16 protein-coding genes and 2 pseudogenes are annotated in these 21,618 nt (G+C 71.8%); 5 read left to right on the forward strand and 13 right to left on the reverse strand.

The features are described 5' to 3' along the window. Nucleotides 1-43: 43 nt before the first annotated feature. From AB0I06_RS01385 to AB0I06_RS01400, 4 genes are all read right to left on the reverse strand, one after another. Nucleotides 44-1,387 carry a wax ester/triacylglycerol synthase family O-acyltransferase gene (locus tag AB0I06_RS01385; protein ID WP_363116661.1) on the reverse strand — a complete coding sequence of 448 codons (1,344 nt, stop codon included), beginning with the start codon at nt 1,385-1,387 and terminating at the stop codon, nt 44-46. Nucleotides 1,388-1,640: 253 nt separating this feature from the next. Then, on the reverse strand, nt 1,641-2,861 hold the full coding sequence (glgC, locus tag AB0I06_RS01390; RefSeq protein WP_363116662.1) for a glucose-1-phosphate adenylyltransferase: 1,221 nt from the start codon (nt 2,859-2,861) through the stop codon (nt 1,641-1,643). A gap of 51 nt (nt 2,862-2,912) precedes the next feature. After that, nucleotides 2,913-4,064 (reverse strand): glycogen synthase, encoded by a 1,152-nt coding sequence (glgA, locus tag AB0I06_RS01395; RefSeq protein WP_363116663.1) that lies wholly within the window; start codon nt 4,062-4,064, stop codon nt 2,913-2,915. Nucleotides 4,065-4,103: 39 nt separating this feature from the next. Beyond that, nucleotides 4,104-4,853 carry a (2Fe-2S)-binding protein gene (locus tag AB0I06_RS01400; RefSeq protein WP_363116664.1) on the reverse strand — a complete coding sequence of 250 codons (750 nt, stop codon included), beginning with the start codon at nt 4,851-4,853 and terminating at the stop codon, nt 4,104-4,106. Between the two features lie 227 nt (nt 4,854-5,080). On the opposite strand from AB0I06_RS01400, the gene AB0I06_RS01405 reads away from it, so the two are divergent. Continuing rightward, a complete protein-coding gene (locus AB0I06_RS01405; RefSeq protein ID WP_363116665.1) occupies nt 5,081-6,511 on the forward strand; it encodes a DMT family transporter in 1,431 nt (476 codons plus the stop codon). On the opposite strand, the gene AB0I06_RS01410 is transcribed toward AB0I06_RS01405, so the two are convergent. Beyond that, nucleotides 6,501-7,712 (reverse strand): transglycosylase family protein, encoded by a 1,212-nt coding sequence (locus tag AB0I06_RS01410; RefSeq protein ID WP_363116666.1) that lies wholly within the window; start codon nt 7,710-7,712, stop codon nt 6,501-6,503. The two genes, AB0I06_RS01405 and AB0I06_RS01410, sit on opposite strands and share 11 nt — an antisense overlap. A gap of 350 nt (nt 7,713-8,062) precedes the next feature. Between AB0I06_RS01410 and gndA the strand changes: the two genes are divergently transcribed. Continuing rightward, nucleotides 8,063-9,502: an NADP-dependent phosphogluconate dehydrogenase gene (gene gndA, locus AB0I06_RS01415; RefSeq protein ID WP_363116667.1), complete on the forward strand. Its 1,440-nt coding sequence runs from the start codon at nt 8,063-8,065 to the stop codon at nt 9,500-9,502. A gap of 485 nt (nt 9,503-9,987) precedes the next feature. Here gndA and AB0I06_RS01420 read toward each other — a convergent pair whose 3' ends face one another. Further along, nucleotides 9,988-10,362 carry a GNAT family N-acetyltransferase gene (locus AB0I06_RS01420; protein ID WP_363116668.1) on the reverse strand — a complete coding sequence of 125 codons (375 nt, stop codon included), beginning with the start codon at nt 10,360-10,362 and terminating at the stop codon, nt 9,988-9,990. A gap of 24 nt (nt 10,363-10,386) precedes the next feature. Continuing rightward, nucleotides 10,387-10,806 (reverse strand): aspartate 1-decarboxylase, encoded by a 420-nt coding sequence (gene panD, locus AB0I06_RS01425; RefSeq protein WP_363116669.1) that lies wholly within the window; start codon nt 10,804-10,806, stop codon nt 10,387-10,389. Nucleotides 10,807-11,314: 508 nt separating this feature from the next. On the opposite strand from panD, the gene AB0I06_RS01430 reads away from it, so the two are divergent. After that, complete coding sequence (locus AB0I06_RS01430; protein ID WP_363116670.1) at nt 11,315-13,771, forward strand: SpoIIE family protein phosphatase; 2,457 nt, start codon at nt 11,315-11,317, stop codon at nt 13,769-13,771. 657 nt (nt 13,772-14,428) lie between these two features. Here the strand turns inward: AB0I06_RS01430 and AB0I06_RS01435 are convergent. Together AB0I06_RS01435 and AB0I06_RS01440 are read right to left on the reverse strand one after the other, a co-directional pair. Further along, nucleotides 14,429-15,982 (reverse strand): alpha/beta hydrolase, encoded by a 1,554-nt coding sequence (locus AB0I06_RS01435; RefSeq protein ID WP_363116671.1) that lies wholly within the window; start codon nt 15,980-15,982, stop codon nt 14,429-14,431. A gap of 181 nt (nt 15,983-16,163) precedes the next feature. Next, complete coding sequence (locus tag AB0I06_RS01440) at nt 16,164-16,568, reverse strand: helix-turn-helix domain-containing protein (protein WP_363116672.1); 405 nt, start codon at nt 16,566-16,568, stop codon at nt 16,164-16,166. A gap of 130 nt (nt 16,569-16,698) precedes the next feature. Between AB0I06_RS01440 and AB0I06_RS01445 the strand changes: the two genes are divergently transcribed. Together AB0I06_RS01445 and AB0I06_RS01450 are read left to right on the forward strand one after the other, a co-directional pair. Next, a complete protein-coding gene (locus tag AB0I06_RS01445) occupies nt 16,699-17,454 on the forward strand; it encodes an alpha/beta hydrolase (RefSeq protein WP_363116673.1) in 756 nt (251 codons plus the stop codon). Nucleotides 17,455-18,129: 675 nt separating this feature from the next. Beyond that, on the forward strand, nt 18,130-19,329 hold the full coding sequence (locus AB0I06_RS01450; protein WP_363116674.1) for a low specificity L-threonine aldolase: 1,200 nt from the start codon (nt 18,130-18,132) through the stop codon (nt 19,327-19,329). A 77-nt stretch (nt 19,330-19,406) separates the two neighbouring features. On the opposite strand, the pseudogene AB0I06_RS01455 reads toward AB0I06_RS01450, so the two are convergent. The 4 genes and pseudogenes from AB0I06_RS01455 to AB0I06_RS01470 all read right to left on the reverse strand — a co-directional run. Next, nucleotides 19,407-19,505 (reverse strand): annotated as a pseudogene (locus AB0I06_RS01455) (TetR/AcrR family transcriptional regulator); the annotation flags it as partial. Next, nucleotides 19,500-19,643, reverse strand: a pseudogene (locus tag AB0I06_RS01460) (amino acid acetyltransferase); the annotation flags it as partial. The pseudogenes AB0I06_RS01455 and AB0I06_RS01460, both read right to left, overlap by 6 nt. Before the next feature lie 93 nt (nt 19,644-19,736). Further along, nucleotides 19,737-21,311 carry an amidohydrolase gene (locus AB0I06_RS01465; RefSeq protein WP_363116675.1) on the reverse strand — a complete coding sequence of 525 codons (1,575 nt, stop codon included), beginning with the start codon at nt 21,309-21,311 and terminating at the stop codon, nt 19,737-19,739. 8 nt (nt 21,312-21,319) lie between these two features. Then, nucleotides 21,320-21,532, reverse strand: a complete 213-nt coding sequence (locus AB0I06_RS01470) for an MbtH family protein (RefSeq protein ID WP_363116676.1) — start codon at nt 21,530-21,532, stop codon at nt 21,320-21,322. Nucleotides 21,533-21,618: the final 86 nt, after the last annotated feature.

Here is a 21,618-nt window from a genome sequence, read left to right on the forward strand (position 1 = left end):
GAATTCTACGGAGCGTCGGGCCACACCGCCAAAGTCGCCTTGATCACGGGCGGCAGGCCTTGATCAGCGTCGCCACCTCCTGGGAGACGGCCGTGGCGAACAGGTCGAGGTCGGGGACGGCCTCGCCGTCGGCCACGAGGCCGTAGTGGACGCTGCCCCGGTAGGTCGAGACGGCGACCGCCAGGGAGTGGCCGGGGGCCAGCGGGGCGAAGGGGAAGACGGCGGTGAGGGGGTGGCCGCCGAGTTTCAGGCCCAGGCTGGGCAGGGGCACGCTGGTCACCAGGATGTCGAACCAGAGCCGGGCCGCCTGACCGACCAGGGGGCCGCCGAGCCGGTGGGCGAGGGCGGGGACGTGGTCGGCGAGCAGGGCGACGGCGCCCGCGCCCCGGTTGGGGCCGGCGTCCTTGTTGCGGTCCATGGCGTCCCGGACCGAGGCGAGGCGGGCCAGCGGGTCCGGGTCGTCCACCGGAAGCCGCATCAGGTACCCGGAGAGCCGGTTGCCCTGGGGGTAGGCGGTGCGCGGCCGGCGCTTGGACACCGGGATGAGGGCGCGGGGTGCGACGTGCTCGCTGCCGTCGCCGCGCTCGTCGAGCCAGCGGCGCAGGGCGCCCGCGACGACCGCGATGAGGACGTCGTTGACGGTGCCGCCGGCGGTCTTGCGGATCCGGTGCACGTCGTCGAGGTCGAGCACCACTCCGGCGGTGCGGCGGGTGCCGCTCGGCTCACAGGTGAGCGCGGGGGTGGAGCGCACGTCGAGCGAGGAGCGGGCGACGGACGCGCCGATGTCCAGGGCGCGGCCCATGTCGGACAGGGCGTCGCGCATCATCCCGGGCAGATCGCGCACGTCCGGCACGAGGCCGCGCGGGGGTGCGGCGGGTCGGGGCCGGGGTGGGGGCATGTCCATCGGGTCCATGACACCCGCGGCCAGGGTGAGCGCCCGCAGGCCGTCGGCCAGGGCGTGGTGGAACTTGAACAGCACCGCGAAGCAGACCCCGTCCTCGCCCGGCAGCACATGGGCCTCCCAGGGTGGCCGGCCGCGCTCAAGGGAACGCTCCATGAGCCGGCCCGCCGCCGCCTGGAAGTCGGCGGTCGGGGCGTGCAGCCGCACGTGGTTCAGGGGGTCGAAGTCCGGGTCCGCCTCGCGGGCCGCGCCGCCGAAGGCCAACGGCCGGCGCAGGGCGGAGGGCAGCGGCTGCCACACGTCGCGGATGCGCATCCGCAGTCCGGGAACACCGGCGGCCCGGGCCGCGAGCAGGTCCGCCGCGTGGGCGCCCGCGGCGGGCGCGTGAGCCGAGAAGATCCCGAGCGCACCGAGGTGCATCGGGTGTTCGGGGGACTCGATGTTCCAGAACGCCAGATCGAGGGGAGCGAGCAGGTCAGCAGTCAAGGGCTTGCCTCGCGTGGACGACGGGTGGGCCAGCAGTCAACCGCCCCCAGCCGATTACGGTCAAGTACGATCGCGCTACGCACAGTTAACAGCACATTAAGCCCCGCCCGGAGAAAAGGGTGGGACTCATGGTGCATGTGCGGTCAGTCCAGCACAGATCGCGCCGCCGGGCACCCCGTGGGAGTCACCCGGGAGGCGTCACGGAACCCACCCGGTCGGCGCCGGCCCTCGACCAGGGCCGGTGCGCCCCGCGTCAGGGGACCAACTGCCCCTTTCCCAGGGCGATGACGCCGCCCTTGGACACCGTGTACAGCTCCGCGTCCCGCTCCGGGTTGACGCCGATGGTGGCGCCCGGCGGCACCTCCACGTTCTTGTCGAGGACGGCGCCGCGCACCACCGCGCCCCGGCCGATGTGCACGTTGTCGTGCAGCACCGAGCCCTGCACCACCGCCCCCGGGTCGACCACCACACCCGGCGACAGCACGGACCGCGTCACCTGTCCGCGCACCAGGCAGCCGGCGCTGATGATCGACTCGCTGGCGATACCGCCGGCGTTGAAGCGGGCCGGCGAGAGCTGGTACGAGTGCGTGTAGATGGGCCAGCTGCGGTTGTACAGGTTGAAGGCGGGGCGCTCGGCGATGAGGTCCATGTGGGCCTCGTAGTAGGCGTCCAGCGTCCCCACGTCCCGCCAGTAGCCCTGGTCGCGGGTGGTCTCGCCGGGCACGTGGTTGGCGCTGAAGTCGTACAGCGCGGCCTCGCCCCGCTCGGTGAGCTGGGGCAGGATCGAGCCGCCCATGTCGTGCACGGAGGACTCGTCCTCGGCGTCCCGCTTGAGCGCCTCGATGAGAGCCTTGGTGGTGAAGATGTAGTTGCCCATCGAGGCGAAGACGCAGTCCGGGTCGTCCACGAGGCCCGGCGGGTCGGCCGGCTTCTCCAGGAAGCGCTCCACCGTCTGCCCGTCCGAGCCCGGCGTGATCACGCCGAACGACGAGGACTCGGTGCGCGGCACCCGGATCCCCGCGACCGTCACGCCCGCACCGCTCTCGATGTGCTGGGTGAGCATCTGGCGCGGGTCCATGCGGTAGACGTGGTCGGCGCCGAAGACGGCGACGTACTCGGGGCGCTCGTCGTAGATCAGGTTCAGCGACTGCAAAATCGCGTCGGCGCTGCCCAGGTACCAGCGCGGGCCGAGGCGCTGCTGGGCGGGCACGGGCGTGACGTAGTTCCCGAGCAGGTTGGACATCCGCCAGGTCGTGGTGATGTGCCGGTCCAGCGAGTGCGACTTGTACTGCGTCAGGACGCAGATGCGCAGGATGTCGGCGTTGACGAGGTTGGACAGGACGAAGTCGACCAGGCGGTAGGTGCCGCCGAAGGTCACCGCCGGTTTGGCACGGTCCGCGGTCAGGGGCATCAGCCTCTTGCCCTCACCGCCCGCCAGCACGATCCCCAGGACCGAAGGACCACCACCTCGCATGGCCGCTCCCCTCACGCCGATTTCCCGATGCCTGCCCCTGAGCAGTACCCACTAAGCCTGTTTGACGATCTCCTCGTAGAGCCGGACCGTGCGGCGGGCCACCGCGTCCCAGCCGAATTCGCCGACCGCGCGCTCCCGCCCGGCCTCGCCCATCCGCCGGGCGGCGGCCGGATCGCCCAGGACGGTGTCCATGGCACGGGCCAGGCCCGCTTCGAAAGCGTCACCGGGCGCGACGAGCAATCCGGTGGTGCCGTCGTCCACGACCTCGGGGATGCCGCCGACCGCCGAGGCGACCACCGGGGTGCCGCAGGCCATCGCCTCCAGGTTCACGATCCCGAGCGGCTCGTACACCGAGGGGCAGACGAACAGCGCGGCGTGCGTCAGGAGCTGGATGACCTCCGGGCGCGGCAGCATCTTCGGGATCCAGAACACCCCGTCGCGGACCTCGCTCAGCTCCGCGAACAGCTCGCGGAACTCCCGGTCGATCTCCGGCGTGTCCGGGGCTCCCGCGCACAGCACGACCTGCGCGGCCGGGTCGATGTCCCGCACCGCGCGCAGCAGGTGGGGAACGCCCTTCTGGCGGGTGATCCGGCCGACGAACAGCACGTACGGGCGGGAGCGGTCGAGGCCGACGCGGTCCAGGGCGTCCGTGCCGTGGTCCGGCCGGTAGAGCGTGGTGTCGATGCCGTTGTGCACGATGTGGACCCGGTCGGGGTCCAGCGCCGGGTAGCAGCCGAGGATGTCCTCACGCATGGCGGCGGACACGGCGATCACCGCGTCGGCCGTCTCGATCGCGGTGCGCTCCGCCCAGCTGGACAGGTCGTAACCGCCGCCGAGCTGCTCGGCCTTCCAGGGGCGCAGGGGCTCCAGGGAGTGCGCGGTCATCACGTGCGGGATGCCGTACAGCAGCTTGGCGAGGTGGCCGCCGAGGTTGGCGTACCAGGTGTGCGAGTGCACCAGTTCGCGCCCTTCGAGGGCGGCGGCCATGGCGAGGTCGACGGAGAAGGTGCGCAGCGCGTCGTTGGCGCCGTCGAGCGCGGACCAGGGCCGGTGGCGCCGCACACCGTCGGCGCGGCCCTCGCCCCAGCAGTGCACGTCCAGGTCGACGAGCGGTCTGAGCTCGCGGGCGAGGAACTCCACATGGACGCCCGCACCGCCGTACACATCCGGCGGGTACTCCCGGGTCAGCAGTCCGACGCGCACCCGCAACTCCCTGCTCTCAGCGGCCGTTCCCTTTCATGGTCACCCAGAAGAGGCGCGTGGGGAAGAGCGGGGCGGCCGTGTGAAGCAACAGTCACCGCAGACGCCCCCGCCGGGCACCCGGTAGTACAGGCAGCAGCTGCGGCGCCGGAAGGCGGTGCCGGTCAGGCTTCCGGCGTCCCCGAGCAGGGGGTGCGCGAGGAGTTCCGAGGCCAGGGAACGGGCCCGGGCGGCGACGTCCGTACGGCCGTGCCGCCGGGCCCAGCGGTCCAGCTCCCGGGCCGCGCCGGCCAGCGCGGAGGCGGCGTTGCCCCGCAGCAGGCCCGGCGCGAGGCGGTGGTGGGCGCGCAGGGCCGCCGCCAGGGGTACGAGGTGCCCGCGCAGCACGAGGTCCGCGACGGTCGCCGCGTCCCCGGGCAGGGGCCGTACCTCTGTGAGCCACAGGTCGTCGGGAGCGCTGCCGTCGGCGTCCCAGCGCAGCAGCCGGGCGTCGAGGTCGGGGACACCGCCGTACAGCGCGGCGCAGCCGAGGGCGATCGACCAGAGCCGGGCCGCGAGGCCCTGGTGGGTCACGGACGCGGCCACCCGCGACTCCGGGGCGCGCAGCGCGGTGGCCACCTTCCGCACACGAAAAATCAGGGGATTTACTGACACGTCCGGTGACGCGGCGGCATAGGCCTGTGCGAGAGTGGGAAGGGAACTCGCCGACGCTCCGGCCGGCGCCCCTTCCGTGCGCAGCACGAAGAAGCCGGCGAGCGGGCGGAGCGCGGCAAGGTCGGGGTCGAGGTCCACGAAGAGCAGTAGTACCAAGGCCCCTAAGGGATGCGACCCGGTGGCCCCTCACCGGAGCGCCCACCCTGGGGATGACGGGGCTCCCCTCGTACTCCATCGGCAGTAGGACCCAATGAGTGCTCAGGGACGACGACGGGAAGACCTGGACACGGCAGGGTGTTGGTCATGAAAGCCCACCTTTCGCCGCGCCGGGCCGAGCGCCCCCGCCTGACGCAGAGGAGCAGCCGATGAGCGCCCTCGCGTTGTCCGTCCTGCTCTCCCTCGTCTCGGCGTTCGCCTACGCCGGCGGGGCGATCGTGCAGGAGCGGGTGGCGGAGTCCTCGCCGGGCGAGCAGTACGCTCCGCTGCGCCGGCCGGGCTGGTGGGCGGCGGTCGGGCTGAACGGCCTCGGTGGTCTGCTGCACGTGGTGGCGCTGGCCTACGGTCCGCTGAGCCTGGTGCAGCCGCTGGGCGCGCTGACCATCGTGGTGGCCCTGCCGATGGCGGCCCTGTTCGTCGGCCGCAAGGCCGGTGCGACGGCCTGGCGTGGCGCGATCATGGCGACGGTGGGCCTCGCCGGTCTGCTCTCCCTGGTCGCCGCGTCCGACGCGCAGTCGCTGAGCGCGGTGCAGCGGGTGGCCGTCGCCGTGGTCACGGCCGGTGTGGTCGTCGCGCTGATGATCGCCGCCAGGGCCGCGCACCGGCACCCGGCGGTACGCAGCATGCTGCTGGCGACGGCCTCCGGGATCGCCTTCGGCATGTCCTCCGTCTTCACCAAGACCGTCGCGGTCGACTGGACCGGCGGCGTGTCGGCCGCGGACGTGCCGTCCCTCGCGGTGATCGGTGTGCTGGCCACGGCCGGCATGCTGCTGTCGCAGGCCTCCTACCGGGGTGCCGGCCTCGCGGCCCCGCTGGCCACGCTGACGGTCGTGAACCCGGTGGTCGCGGCGGCGGTCGGCATCACGATGTTCGGCGAGACCTTCCGCTACGGCACGACGGGCACGGCACTCGCGCTGAGCTGTGGCGTGGTGGCCGCGGGTGGCCTGATCCTGCTCACGACGGAACGGCTCACGCACGACCGGCCCGCGACCGCGGAGGGCCTGCCGGCGGCGGGACCCGCGCCGCGGGTCGTGGGCGAGGCCGTCGTGGGCGAGGCTTTGGAGGAGGCGTCTGCCTCACTGCTCGTGACGGCGGACGGGGAGCTTCTCACGGCAGGGCCGGAGCCCCGGCGGGCTGCGACTGCCGCGGTGCTCGTGCCGGGGCCGGGGACACCCGCGGTACTCGTACCGGGACCGGTGATCCCCGCGGTGCCCGCACCGGGGCCGGGGGGGACGGCGATCGCGGCCAGGGCGGAGACCCCGGCGGAGGCGCTGGTGCCGGTGTCGGTACCGGACGCACCGGCGGCGGTCGGGATTGCGGTGACCGTGCCGGTGCCGGACGTGCCGGCGGCGGTCGGGATTGCGGTGACCGTGCCCGAGACGCCGGCCGCGATACTCGAACCCCTGCCGGGGCCGGACACGGAGGCCGACGGGACGGCCTCCGTGGAGGACGGGCCGTACGAGAGCGGGGAGTCGTCGGTGCCGGTGTCCGACGAACGCCCGCTCTACGTACCCTTCTACGGCATCCCGTACGTGCCGCTTCCCACGGTCGACCGGCACCGCATGCGTGTCAGATCCTGACGCCACCGGCCCGGAGGTACGCCACCGGGTCGACGTCCGAACCGAACCCGGGCCCCGTCCGCACCTCGAAGTGCAGATGCGGGCCCGAGCTGTTCCCGGTGGAGCCGGAGCGGCCGATGCGCTGGCCCGCGCTCACCGACTGCCCGTCCCGCACGGAGATCGCGGACAGGTGGGCGTACTGGCTGTAGCGGCCGTCGGCGTGCCGGACGACGACCTGGTAGCCGAACGAGCCACCCCACCCCGCGCTGACGACGCTGCCCGCCGCGACCGACTTGACGGTCGTACCCGTGGGCACGGGGAAGTCGATGCCGGTGTGGTAGCCCTTCGACCAGGAGGAGCCCGCCTTGCGGTAGGGCGTGCCGAGGGAGGCGCTGACGGGGGCGACGAGGCCCTGCCGGGTGGCCGTGGACCGTCCGGCCCGCTCCCGGCTCTCCTCCTTGGCCCGCTCCTTGGGCCGTTCCTTCGCGTGGTCCTGGGCCGGCTTCTTCGCCGGGGGCTCGGCCGACGGCGCCGGGCGGTGCGCGGGGCGCGTCTTCGTGGCTCCGTCGCCGCGCAGCGCGAGACGCTGACCCGGCACGATCAGATCGGGGTCGGACCCTATGGCGGACCGATTCACGGAGTACAGACCCCGCCAGCCGCCCCGGACGTCCTGCTCGTCCGCGATGCCGGAGAGCGTGTCACCCCGCACGACGGTGTACATCTCGGCGTTGCCCGCCCGGGACTGCGGTGTGGACTGCGGCCGTACGTCGTCGAAGGAGGTCTTCTTGGCCGCCTCCTTCCGCTTCGTGCGCTCGGCGGCCGGCCGGATGCCGGGCTCGGCGCCGCCCCGGGTCAGTCCGGCCCGTGCCGAGCAGACCGGCCAGGCGCCCGGGCCCTGCCCGTCGAGGACCTTCTCGGCGACGGCGATCTGCTGGTCCTTGCTCGCCAGGTCGGCGCGGGCCGCGTAGGCCCGGCCGCCGTAGGCCTCCCAGGTGGACTGGGTGAACTGCAGCCCGCCGTAGAAGCCGTTGCCGGTGTTGATGCTCCAGTTGCTGGTGGACTCGCAGGCGGCGACCTTGTTCCAGGTGTCGACGTCCGCCGCCTGGGCGGCGCCGGTCCCCATGAACGGCAGCGCCATACCCGCACCGCCCGCTGTGACGGTGAGTGAGGCGCGGTTGATCCTGTTCGGCTGATACCGGCGGTGCCGGCCGCGTACGGCCATCGAAAGCCCCCCTAGACATGCGTCAGGAGGGGCAAAAGTAAGCGCTGCGAACCGGCCAGAACAAGACGGCTTTTCGCCGCCCGGGAGCCCAAATGGCCGGTATGAGGCCCCTGTTGCGCGACGTGCGCCCCGATGGTGCACCGCGGACGGCACACCGTGCGCGGGTGCGCCGTGCGCGGGGACGCGTGCGTCGGCTGAGTGCGACGGGGGCTGCCGCGCGTATCAGGCTGCGCGACGTCGTGCCACCCGCGCGTGCGGACGAAGGAGCGGCACGTAAGGATGGTCGGCGGGTGGTGCCCTGGCACCTCCCGGCGTCAGCACCGATACCGAGGTCTTTAGGAGCGAACCGAATGAGCAGTACAGCGCAGATCGGCGTCACGGGTCTCGCGGTCATGGGCCGCAACCTCGCGCGCAACTTCGCCCGCAACGGCTACACGGTCGCGGTGCACAACCGGACGCCGGCGCGTACGCGCGCCCTGGTGGACGAGTTCGGCGGCGAGGGGGAGTTCATCGCGTGCGAGAGCGCCAAGGACTTCGTGGCGGCGCTGGAGCGGCCCCGCCGGCTGGTCGTGATGGTGAAGGCCGGTGAGCCCACGGACGCGGTGATCCAGGAGTTCGCGCCGCTGCTGGAGCCCGGCGACATGATCATCGACGGCGGCAACGCGCACTTCGCGGACACCCGGCGCCGGGAGCGCGAGCTGCGCGAGCAGGGCATCCACTTCGTCGGCATGGGCGTCTCCGGCGGTGAGGAGGGCGCGCTGAACGGCCCGAGCATCATGCCGGGCGGCCCGAAGGAGTCCTACGACTCGCTGGGCCCGATGCTGGAGAAGATCTCGGCGAAGGCGGCGGACGGTTCGCCGTGCGTCTCCCATGTCGGTCCGGACGGGGCCGGGCACTTCGTGAAGATGGTGCACAACGGCATCGAGTACGCGGACATGCAGCTGATCGGCGAGGCGTACCAGCTGCTGCGGGACGTCGCCGGGTACTCCCCCGCCGAGATCGCGGAGATCTTCCGGACGTGGAACCGGGGCCGTCTGGACTCGTACCTGATCGAGATCACGGCCGAGGTGCTGTCGCACGTGGACGCGGAGACGGGCAAGCCGTTCGTGGACGTGGTGGTGGACCAGGCCGAGCAGAAGGGCACCGGCCGCTGGACCGTGCAGATCGCGCTGGACCTGGGCGTGCCGGTGTCCGGGATCGCCGAGGCGGTCTTCGCGCGCTCGCTGTCGGGCCACGCGGAGCTGCGGGAGGCCTCGCGGGGGCTGGCCGGCCCGAAGGCGCAGCCGCTCGGCGAGGCGGAGGCCCGGGCGTTCGCCGACCGGGTGGAGCAGGCGCTGTACGCGTCGAAGATCGTGTCGTACACGCAGGGCTTCCACGAGATCGACGCGGCCCGCGGCGAGTACGGCTGGGACATCGACCTGGGTGCGGTGTCGGCGCTGTGGCGGGGCGGCTGCATCATCCGTGCGGCGTTCCTGGACCGGATCCGGGCCGCGTACGACGCCCGGCCGGACCTGCCGAGCCTGCTGGCGGACGCGACGTTCGCGCAGGAGATCGCGGACGCCCAGGAGGACTGGCGTGAGGTGCTGGTCGCCGCGACCCGCCAGGGTGTGCCGACGCCCGGTTTCGCAGCGGCCCTCGCCTACTACGACGCCCTGCGCGCGGAGCGGCTGCCGGCGGCGCTGACGCAGGGGCAGCGGGACTACTTCGGTGCGCACACGTACCGCAGGGTGGACCGCGACGGTTCGTTCCACACGCTGTGGGGCGGGGACCGGTCGGAGACCTCCGCGTAGGCGCCGGCACCGAGGGACGTACGCGGGGCGGTGGACGGCAGGGTGTGCCGTCCACCGCCCCGTTCGCGTACCGGGGTCAGGACAGGGGCGGGCCCGGCTCCGGGTTCGGTACGGGCTCCGGGCCCGGCGGGATCGGGGACGGGTCGGGCCCCGGTACAGGGCTGGGACCCGGCGGCGCCGGCGGTGTAGGGCCCGGCGGCGGGGTGGGCGCGGGCGGCGGCGGGGTCGGCTCCGGGCCCGGCGGGGGCTGCGGGTTCGGGACCGGGTCGGGGTGCGGCTCCGGGCCCGGTGTCGGGGCCGGCGGCACGGGGTCGGGGATCGGGTTCGTCATCAGGTCCTCCAGCCAGTTGGGTCGACTCCGGCTCTGGACTACTGCCCCGCCTACCCGGCCCCCGCCTCCCCAGTCACTCCCCCGCAGGACGGGAGGGGACCAGGTGGGGGGTAGCGGGGCCGGGGTCGGGTGACGGCGGGGGCGGGCCCTGTCGTCAGAAGCGGCCGGGGTGGGCCCTCAGCCAGTCCTTGGCCGCCGCCAGGAGCTCCTGGCCGGCCGGCTGCGCCTCGTCGGGATGGCGCTCGGCCCACTTGGTGACGTACGGGCAGAGCGAGGCGACCGCGCTGTGCTCGCGGCGGGCGAGGGCGAACAGCTCGCGCGCGAGCGAACCGGCGATGCCCTGGCCCTCGTGGGCCGGCTCGACGACCGTGTGCACGGGCACGAGCGCGCGCTCGGGGCTCTCCAGCACGAAGTACTCGATGCGGCCGACGACTTCACCTCCGGACACGGCCTCCAGCCGGCCGGCCTCCCGATCGTCACGGATCTCGGGGTCGGCGGTCTTCGGGTCGCCGGTCTTCGGGTCGGTCATCGCCACGCTCCTCCTCGGCTTCGGTCAGGCCCGGACGGCCTGCGGGCTGCGCTCCTGGTCCGAGCCCGGCACCGGCTCGGACGGGTCGGCGCCCTGGGCCACGATCCGGTTGTCGTGATCCACGTGCACGACCCGGGGGATGAGTGCCCGCGCCTCGGCGTCCGTCACCTGGGCGTAGCTGATGATGATCACTAGGTCGCCGGGGTGGACGAGATGGGCGGCGGCCCCGTTGATCCCGATGACACCGGACCCGCGCTCCCCCTCGATGACGTACGTCTCGAGCCGGGCGCCGTTGGTGATGTCCACGATGTGCACGAGCTCGCCGGGCAGCAGATCGGCGGCGTCGAGCAGGTCGGCGTCGATGGTCACGGATCCCACGTAGTGCAGGTCGGCCTGGGTGACGGTGGCTCGGTGGATCTTGGACTTGAACATTGTACGCAACATCGGGGCACTCCCACGAGTAGGCTCCCTGCCTGCGTTTTTGCAGGTCAAGGGCTGTTTCGACACCCTACAACGAGTCGCATGTCCGGGCAGCTGAGCCTGAGTTTTCCAGGACTCGCGCTGACCACTCGCTGACTTTTCTGACGCCTCGTCAGGTGACCGGGGGAAGGCTTCGCCCACTCTCGCGGACCCCGCCGTGGCGACGGCCCAAGCCTACGCAGCACCCCCCGAAGGACATCCGTGATGACCGTCACGCAGACGGTCTGAACGGCAGTCAGGGGGAGGTGCTCGACCGGACATGCGGCGCTTCTCACACGGCCCACGTGGAAAGCGCTTGTACTCGGAAGGGCACACGGTCTGCCCGAGCATTCCCCAGCCCGGGAGGAGATTCCGATGGTTGCCAACGCCATGGAAACGACGTTCCCCGCGTTTCCGAGGGGGCTGACCCCGCGCCCGGAGCATGCGCATCAGGGCCCGGGCGGGAACATACTGGCGTGTAGAGGTGAGAGCCATGGCGCCTGTGCGAGACGGATTCGACGCGCCTCCGCCCGTAGGACCGCACGACCTCCTCGATGCGTCCGCCGACGCGGTAGCGCTGGTGTCCGCGGCCGGCAAGGTGATCGGCTGGACGCGGGGGGCCGAAGCACTCCTCGGCTACTCCAGTGCGCAGGTGGTCGGGCGTCCCGCCGCAGAGCTGCTGGCGATGCCCGGGGACCCGGTACGCGTCGCCCGTATCGCGGAACGATGCCGCGCGGGAATGGGCTGGAGCGGCCGGGTCGCCGTCTGGCGCGACAGTGCTCCCGTCGAGGTCAGCCTGCGCGTGTCCGGGTCCTTCCACATCGGCGAGGACGAGTGTTTTCTGATCTCGGCACGACCGGACCGGCAGCAGTGGACCATGGGCGAGTCCGTCCTCGACGGCTTTCTGACCCGCTCTCCGGTCGGCATGGCGGTGATGGATCTGGAGATGCGCTACGTCTGGGTCAACGACACCCTGGAGCGTTTCGGCGGTGTGCCACGTGAACAACGGCTGGGGCGCCGGCTGAGCGACCTGCTGCCGGGCCTGCAGGCGGAGACCCTCGAGGGCGTGATGCGCAAGGTGCTCACGACCGGCGTGCCGGTCACCGACTACGAGTACATGGGATGGAGCTGGGCGGACCCGCACCGTCAGCACGCCTACTCCACCTCGTTCTTCCCGCTGGTGGATGCCAACGACTCCATCACCGGGCTGTGCTACATGGTCATGGACGTCACCGAGCGCTGGAACGCCCGCCGACTGCTGTCGCTGGTCAGCGAGGCCGGGACCAGCATCGGCAGGACGCTGGACGTGATGCGCACGGCGCAGGAACTCGCCGACTTCGCTGTTCCGCGCTTCGCCGACTTCGTCATCGTCGACCTTCTCGAGCCGGTCCTGAGCGGCGAGGGCCAGGGGACCTGGTTGCCCGACGCCGGGCCGGCGCCGGCCCGGCCGGTGATGCGCCGGGCCGGAATGAGCTCCGTACGACCGGGCTGCCCGGAGGCCGTCGCGCGGACAGGAGACAAGGTCGACTTCGTTCCCCCGCCGCACGACGCGAACCTGCTCGTCGACGGCGAACCGATCTTCATACCCGTGCTCGACCCGAGCGATCCCCTGTGGATCACCGAGCAGCCGGCCAGGACGGCCAGCATCCGCGAGTTCGGTCTGCACTCCCTCATCTCGGTGCCGATGCGGGCGCGTAACACCGTCCTCGGTCTCGCCACTTTCGCCCGGTCGGTGAACACCACCTCGTTCCAGCAAGACGACGTGCTGCTGGCCCGGGAGCTGGTGGCGCGGGCGGCGCTGTGCGTCGACAACGCCCGCCGCTACACCAGGGAACACACCGCGGCGGTCACGCTGCAGCGCAGCCTGCTCCCCCACGCCCTGACCGGTGGAACAGCACTGGAGGTGGCCTCCCAGTACCTGCCGGCGGACGCGTCGGGCGGGGTCGGCGGCGACTGGTTCGATGTGATCCCGCTGTCCGGTGCCCGTGTGGGTCTGGTCGTCGGTGACGTGGTCGGCCACGGCATCACCGCGGCGGCGACGATGGGCCGGCTGCGCACCGCCGTGCAGACCCTCGCCGACATGGACCTGCCCCCCGATGAGCTGCTGGCCCACCTCGACGACCTGGTGCTCCGGCTGAGCGAGGAATCGACCACCGACCCCGCCGACCAGGCCGCCACCGCCTTCCTCGGAGCGACCTGCCTGTACGCCGTCTACGACCCGGTGACACAGCGGTGCACGCTGGCCCGGGCCGGCCATCCACCGCCGGTCGTCGTCACCCCCGACGGGCAGTTCTCCTTCCCGGAGCTTCCCGCCGGTCCTCCGCTCGGGCTGGGCGGCATGGCCTTCGAGGCCACCGAGATCGAACTCCCCGAGTACAGCATCTTCGGCCTCTACACCGACGGCCTGATCGAGGGGACCGACCGCGACATCGAGGGTGGCATGTCCCGTCTCGGGCATCTGCTGTGCTCGCCCGGCTCCGACCTGGAAACTCTGTGCGCGAACGCGGTGCGCCGGCTCGTTCCCGCGCCGCAGCCCGACGACGTCGCCCTGCTGCTCGCCCGCGCCCACGCCATGGGCCCCGATCAGGTCGCCTCCTGGGACGTGCCGCTGGACCCGGCCGCCGTCGGTGACGTCCGCGCAGCCGCGACACGTCAGGTCGAGACCTGGAGCTGCCGGGAACTGGCCATGACGACGGAGCTCATCGTCAGCGAACTCGTCACCAACGCGATCCGCTACGCCTCGGGCCCCGTACGCCTGCGACTGCTCCGTGACGCTCGCCTGATCTGCGAGGTCGCCGACGGCAGCAGTACGGCTCCTCGCCTGAGGCACGCCCGCAGCATGGACGAGGGCGGCCGCGGCCTCTTCCTCGTCGCCCAGCTCTCCCATCGCTGGGGTGCCCGGTACACGCCCGAAGGGAAGATCATCTGGGCCGAGCAGGAGCTCCCATGACCGCACCGTCCTCATGCGGACCATGGGCGCTGGAGTGCGGGCAGAACCGGAGCGGCCGCGTCCCGCGGCCCGTCAGGCGCCGGCCCCGATGAGCAACTCCAGGTCTGGACCGCCTCGAAGGCAGCGGTGAGCAACCTCCTGCCCGACTGGGCCCGGCAGTCGCGGGAGCGCCGATTCCGGGTCGACGTTCTCAGCCCGGGACCCACGCGGCCCCCTGGCCTGCTGGGCGCCGCGGGGCCGGACGTCGACCAGTTCGCCGAGGCGGTCGTGCCACCGGGCGGCTGGCCGACGCCGAGGACATCGCCGTGGTCGCCCTCTTTGCGAGCCGGACGTCGCGGCGGACGTCCCCGTTCCGCGCCGAGGCGGCGCGCGGGCAACTTTTCCAGATCCAACCTCAGCACCGCCGCGACTCGATACCGTGTCGCTCCAGTCGGCTGTTGGCCGCCCTGCCGACCCAGGGCCAGCCCCGTTCGCGGGGGCGGGTGATCATGACGCATCGCAGCCCACCCATGCCCCGGACGAGCTGTCGAGTCACGCAGCGAACGTTCCCAAGCGGGAGCCAGGCCGTGTCCAGATTTCCCGTCGTTCCGTCGGCGGCCATGCCCCAGACGATCGACCCGGCACCCACCCCAAGGCTGTCTCGGACCGGTCGGTGTCTCAGGACATGCTGCCCCGGCACACCGTCCCCGGGGCCGGGGTGCGGCCCGTGCGGAGGTATTGGTCGACCGTCTCCTTGACGCAGCGGTTCTGCGGGTATGTGCCGTGGCCCTCCTCCTCGGCCGTCAGGAGCACGCCGACACCGTCGCCCAGGGCGCGGGCCATGTGGCGGGCGCCGGGGTATGGGGTAGTCGGGTCGCCGGTGCCGCCGACCACCAGGACGGGGGCGGCGCCGTCGGCGTTCACCTGGGGCGTGGCGCGCTCGCCCTCGAACGGCCAGTCGTAACAGAGGTATACGCCGGTGGACCAGGCCGCGCCGAAGACGGGCGAGGCGGCTGCGACGCGGGCCTCGTCCCTGTCGAGGCGTTCGAGGCCGGGGCGCAGGCTGGAGTCCGCGCAGGTGATCGCGGTCTGGGCGACGCGGCTGTTGTCCAGCGGTGTGGCCGCGCGGTCGGCCGAGCCGAAGTCGTCCGCGCCCTTGCTCAGCGCACGGCCGTCGTTGTGGTCGATCAGCGCGGTGAGGGCCTTGGCGAGCGGTGACCAGCCGTCCGTGCCGAGGACGAGATGGTCGCCGACGCTGTGCGCGAGGTCGTCGGCGTCCAGGTTTCTTCCGCCGCCGGCCGGGGCGGGCTTCTTTCCCAGGCGGTCGGCCAGGCGCGCCATGCGTCGCGCGGCCTCCTCGGGCCCGTCGCCGGTCGGGCAGTGGCGGATACGGGCCGCGCAGTGCGCAGCGAACCGGTCGAACGCCGCCTGGACCGCCTTGACCTGCGACACCTGCTCCTCGCTGAGGTCCTCGGTCGGATCGACGGGTGCTTCGAGGACGAGCCGCCCGACGTGCGACGGGTACAGGTGGGCGTAGACCGCGCCGAGCGTCGTTCCGTACGAGACCCCGAAGTAGTGCAGCCGCTCGTCGCCGAGGAGGTAGCGCATGAGGTCGAGGTCGCGCGCGGTGTGCGAGGTGCCTATGTACGGGAGGAGAGCCCCGGAGTGCTCGGCGCAGGCGTCGGTCCCGTCATAGCCGGTGTCGTCCGCGGTCTTTCCGCAGCGCACGGGGATGGTCGCGCCGACGCCGCGCGGGTCGAAGGAGACCAGGTCGTAGCGGTCGAGGAGCGGCTTGTACTGGTTGAGGCGTTCGGGCAGTCCGCTCACGCCGGACACGCCGGGCCCGCCGAAGTTGAGGACGAGCGAGCCGATGCGCCGGGCGTTCGGGCCGGTGGCCTTGCGGCGGATCAGGGCGACGTCGATCGTCCTGCCCTCTGGTTTCCGGTAGTCGAGGGGGGTCTTCATGACGGCGCAGTCGTAGCCCGTGCGCGCGGCGGGCGGCGAGGTGCAGCGGGACCAGTGGAGGTGCTGGCCGGTGGTGAGCGCGGTGGGCAGACCGGCGGGCGGGTTGTTCGCGGTGAACTCCGTACGTGGTTCCGCGCTCCGGCCGGGAGCGTCGCGCTGGAGCCAGGCGCCGATGGCCCCGATCGCGGCCAGGACGACCCCTGCGATGATGAGCGCACCGGCCGAGAGGCCCGGTCTGTGGCTTCGTAACAAACGTGCGTCACTCATCGAAACCCCCGCGTTCCCGCCCCTGGACGCCCGGGCCTCGCGCCCGCATGCCCCTGCCTGTGATCGTCCGACCGTCGAATGAGTGCAGGGTACTAGGCCGTGTTTGAGGTCTCGGACTGGCTCCGGCCGCGACTGTTCGGGGACAGACCAATCGCTGCGTAGCGGCTTGGTGTTGCCAGGTTCAGTGGCAGTTGTCGTACGCGTGGCGTGCGGCCGCGACGGCCGGCCTGTTCCGGTCGGCCCACGACGCCAGGGCCTCCAGTGGTTCGCGGATTTCGTCGGTCAAGGGGGTGGTGGCGTACTCCACGCGCGGTGGTGCGTCGGGGTGGACGGTGCGGGTGATCAGCCCGTTCCGTTCCAGGTTGCGCAGGCTGAGTGTCAGCATCCGGCGGCTGATGCCCTCGATGGCGCGTTCCAGCTCGGTGAACCGGTGCGGACCGTCGCCGAGCACGACCAGCACCTGGGCGCTCCACTTGTCGCCGATCAGGGCGAGTACCTCCCGCAGCGGGCAGTCGGGGATGTCCGGAGCCCCGGCCGGGGGTGGCGGTGTGACCTGGTCTGTTATCGCGGTGTTCCGTTGCGACATGAAAGTGCCTCCTTCCGCAGGGTCTGAGCATGCTGCACGATAACGGTTGTTACAAGGCGTAACGTTCCTGGTGGCAGCCGTGCGGGCGCGCTTTCAGGAAGTCCGGCCACGCAGTACACCAGGAGCGACGGTGCCGATAGCGCGCAGCAACGGATTCAAGATCTTCTATGAGGTGTCCGGGGAGGGGCCGGTGCTGGTTCTGCATCCGGGCATGTTCCAAACCGGTGCCAGTTGGAGCGACACCGGGTACACCGCGGCTTTGGCCACCGACCACACGGTGGTGACCCTCGATCCGCTCGGCCTCGGGGCCAGCGACGGACCACATGATTCCGCCGCCTACGCCCTGGAGCGCCGAGTCGAGTACGTCACCGCCGTCCTCGACGATCTCGGCGCTGACCGAGCTACCGTCTGGGGCTACTCGATGGGCGCGTTGACCGCCCTTGGAGCGGCGCTGTATGTGCCCGAGCGGTGCACCCGGGTCATCGCCGGCTCCTGGGATCCCGTGGACGGCTTCACCTCCGCACTGGAGCACACATTGCGGCAACTCGGGCTGCCTGCCGACACGGACGCGTTCCACCTGCTGCGCCAGGGCGCCTACGCAGATCCCGCCCAAGCCGCTGTCATCGACGCCGCCGATCCTGCGGCATTACGCGCGAACTACGAAGCGTTCCGCCACGACCGTGGCCTGGACGCGGGTCTGGCGTCCACCGGCGTCCCGATGCTGATGTACTGCGGCACAGCCGACCCCTGGCATGAACCGATGCGTGGTGTCGCACTACGCACTGGAGCCGTCTTCTTCTCCGTGCCCGATGCCGATCACCGTGGGGGCTGGGTGCGGTCCGCCGAAGTCATGCCACATGTCCTGCGCTTCCTTGCCGCTCAATGAGGTGATCAACACTGCGGGAGACTCTGAAGTGGGGGGTGGAGACCTCACCAACGCGCAGTGGGAACGGTTCAAGCCATTACTGCCGCCGGTACGAACAAAGGGTCGTCGTCTTCCGACGCCGGCAGATCGGCAGCGCCTGGTCCCGAATCCTTAAGGGCTTGCACGTCCAGGCAGACACGGACGGCCCCATCGAGTGGGCCCCCGACAGACACTGGGCATGTGCGGCCTCCTCCGCGCCTACGCCCCGGCCCGCAGGGCCGGCACATCGGCCGAGCCGAAGTGACGCCCATCCCGCCAGGGGCCGCGTCCGCTCGTGCCCGAGCGGGCCGAGGGGGACGGCTCGCCGCTAGAACCGTCACGAAGGCGTTCAGTCGTTTCCGGGAGTCGAACCGGCTCCGATGGGACTCTCGCGCCGGAAAATGTGCGGCCCAGGTCCGTTCTCGCAGGTAATTTTGCGGTGATCTCCATTGACCGTGGCCAAGGCACCCGGATAGAAAGATCATGACCAGGGCCGCGATCGCGAGTCCGGTCCCGTACAGCTCCGCCCCGGGGGATTTCGCTTTGCCGCACACAGATGCACTTCGTTCTGCCCGCGCGCTCGTGGTCGGACCCCCCGCTTCCCCGGCGAGGCCGCATGTGTCACACCCGTCCGACCGAGACAAGTAGGCGAGCACCATGACCGTACAGCGACGACACGACCCGGACGAGCGCGGCTTCGCCAGCGACAACTACGCGGGTGTTCACCCCGAGATCCTCGCGGCGATCGCCCTGGCCAACGGCGGCCACCAGGTCAGCTACGGCGCCGACGTCTACACCGAGCGCCTCCAGGAAGTGGTGCGCGGCCACTTCGGCCCCACCGCGCACACGTACCCGGTCTTCAACGGCACCGGCGCGAACGTGGTCGCGCTGCAGACCATGCTCGACCGCTGGGACGCCGTGGTCTGCGCCGAGTCGGCCCACGTCAACGTCGACGAGGGCGGGGCGCCCGAGAAGGTCGCCGGGATCAAACTCCTGACGGTGCCCGCATGGGACGGCAAGCTCACCCCTGAGCTGATCGACCGTCAGGCGTGGGGCTTCGAGGACGAGCACCGGGCCCGGCCCAGGGTCGTCTCCATCGCCCAGTCCACCGAGCTCGGCACCTGCTACACGCCGGATGAGATCCGAGCGATCTGCGACCACGCGCACGGCCTCGGCATGCTCGTCTACCTGGACGGCGCCCGGCTCGCCAACGCCGCCGCCACCCTCGGCGTATCCCTGCGGGAGATGACCACCGACGCCGGCGTGGACGTCCTCTCGCTCGGCGGCACCAAGAACGGGCTGCTCTTCGGTGAGGCGGTGATCGTGCTCAACGAGGACGCGGTGCGCGGTATGGCCCACCTGCGCAAGACGAGCATGCAGCTGGGCTCCAAGATGCGTTTCCTGTCGGTGCAGTTCGAGGCGCTGCTGGGTGGCGACCTCTGGCTGCGTTCGGCGGCCCGCTCCAACGCGATGACCCAGCGGTTGTACGAGGCGGTGCGGGACCTGCCGGGCCTGGAGATCTCCCGCCCGGTGCAGGCCAACCAGATCTTCGCCGTCCTGCCGCCGGCCGTCACCGAGCGCCTCCAGAAGCGCTTCCGCTTCTACACCTGGGACGAGCAGGCCGGCGAGGTCCGCTGGATGACCTCCTTCGACACCACCGAGAGCGATGTGGACGCGTTCGCGGCGGCGATCGCGGAGGAACTGGCGACGGAGCGAGGCCAAGGACCGGCGGGCGCGCTGACCACGGCCGAGCGCGAGGAACTGGTGCAACTGCGCCGCAGGGTCCGCGCGTTGGAAAAGGCGATCGAAGTACTGGGGGAAGAGCCTGCCTTCTCCGCGAACCGCGAGACGAGGTAGCCGGCGGCGGAAGCCCAAGAGGCCGGGCGTGCGCCCCGACCCCCGGGCAGGAGAAGCGCGAAGCCGGGGACGACGCGTCAGCGCATGCCTGCCGCGTCGAGCAGGGTGGTCACCGTGGGCGCGATGAGACCCGTCAGTTTGTCCGCCCCGATGCCCGCGCGGGCGCTGGCGCCGTCGGGTGCCTCCAGCACCAGGAAGTCGGCGGCCTGGGCGGCGTAGAGGGAGACAGGGCGTTCGCGCAGCGCGCCCGAGCGGACGAAGGGCCGGGACAGGGCGGCGAGGGCGTGGGCCTCGTCCGGGCGGGCGGGACGCACGAAGGGCGTCAGCACCGACAGGGCGTGTGGCGGCGCGGCGGGGGGCGGCGTGGCCGTGGTCAAGGGGGTCCTTCCTCGGTTCCGGACCGGGAATCAGGCGCCCGCACGGCTCGGGAGGCCGCCGACGTATGTCTCCACCACCTCGATGTCGCCGATGCGCGAGGTGTCGACGCGCCGGGGGTCGTCGCCGAGGACGACCAGGTCGGCGTGTTTGCCCGGGGTGAGGCTGCCCAGCCGGTCCTCCCAGTGGCAGGCCCGTGCACCGGCGGCGGTGTAGGCGTGCAGGGCCTGGTCGACGGTGACGGCCTCGTCGGGACCGATGAGCCGGCCGGACAGGGAGGCGCGCTCGACCATGAACTGCACGGCGCGCAGGGGCGATCCGTCGGCGACGGGGCGGTCGGAGCTGCCCACGAGGGGGATGCCGTGGTCCAGGAACGCCTTGCCCCGGTACATCCAGGGCGCCCGTTGCTCACCCATGATCGAGGCGTAGTCGTCGCCGAAGCAGCGCAGGAAGGTGGGCTGGACGACGGCGGTGACGCCGAGTCGGGCGAAGCGCGGGAGCTGGTCGGGCCGGATCAGCCCGGCGTGTTCGACGCGGTGGCGGGCTTCGGGGCGGGGGCGCAGGCGCTGGGCGCGCTCGATGGCGTCCAGGGCGACGTCGGCCGCGCGGTCGCCGATGGCGTGCACGGCGAGCTGCCAGCCGGCGAGGTGGCCGTCCACGATGAGCTCGGTCAGCGCGTCGGGGTCGTCCTGCAACTGCCCGGCGTGGTCGAGTCCTTCGTACGGCCTGGTCAGGGCGGCGGTGCGGGCCATCATGCCGCCGTCGGTGTAGATCTTCAGTGCGCCGACGCAGAGCCGGTCGTCGCCGAAGCCGGTGCGCAGGCCGAGGTCGAGGGCGCGGGGAATGCCGTCGGTCGCGTGGGCGGTGACCGGGCGAAGCCGGTCCGCGGCGACCATGAGCTGCACGCGCAACGGCAGCAGGCCCTTGTCGCGCGCGAGTTGGTAGGCGCCGAGTTCGACGGGACTGTGGCCGAAGAGAGTCCCGCCGATGCCCGCTTCGGCGCAGGCGGTGACGCCCTCGGCCAGGCAGGTGCGGGCCGCGCGGCCGATCGCCTCGGCCAGCTCCTCCTGGGAGTACGGCAGGCGCAGGGCACGGGCGGCGCCCATGGACTGCTCGGCGAGGAAGCCGTTCTCGTGCGGGAGGTCCGCGGGCAGCAGGTCCAGGACGGCGGTGTTGACGACGCAGCCGTGCCCGGAGTCGTGCAGCAGGTAGAGCTTGCGGCCGTCGCTGACCCGGTCGAGGTCGGCGGCGGTCAGATGGCGGCCCAGGGCCCGCTGGTCGTAGCCGGCGATGCTCACCCAGTCGCCGGGGGCACGGCTGCGGGCGACGGCCTCGGCCACGACCTCGAGCACGTCGTCGATCCGGGTGCGGCCCGCGATGCTCGGAGTGGTCTGCTGCAACCCGGTCCAGGCCAGGTGGACATGGGCGTCGATGAAGCCCGGCAGCACCGTGGCGCCGTGCAGGTCGACGACCTCCCGGGCGGGCAGGGAGGTCACGGCGTCGTCGAGACCGACGATCCGGCCCTGCCAGATGCCCAGCTCATGAGCGACCGGGTGGTCCGGATCCATGGTGAGGAAACGGGCGTTGGTCAGCCTGGTGCACAGCATGGGCAGGGTCAGGCGTCCTGCGCCGCGGCGAGGGACCGGGGGCGCAGGTCCGTCCAGTGGGTCTCGACGTACTCCAGGCATGCCGCGCGGGTGTTCTCGGCGAAGGCGATGGTCCATCCCCCGGGCACCTCGGCGAAGGACGGCCACAGGGAGTGCTGACCCTCGTCGTTCACCAGGACCAGGAAACGGCCTTCGTTGTCGTCGAAGGGGTTGGTGCTCATGCGCGGTGCCTCCTCGAAGGGCCAAGATTAGGTTAGGCTCGCCTAATTGACGGAGCTTAGCCTTTACCCCTTCCCTCTCACAAGGA

This window comes from Streptomyces sp. NPDC050674 (genome assembly GCF_040654575.1).
Classification (GTDB): Bacteria; Actinomycetota; Actinomycetes; order Streptomycetales; family Streptomycetaceae; genus Streptomyces.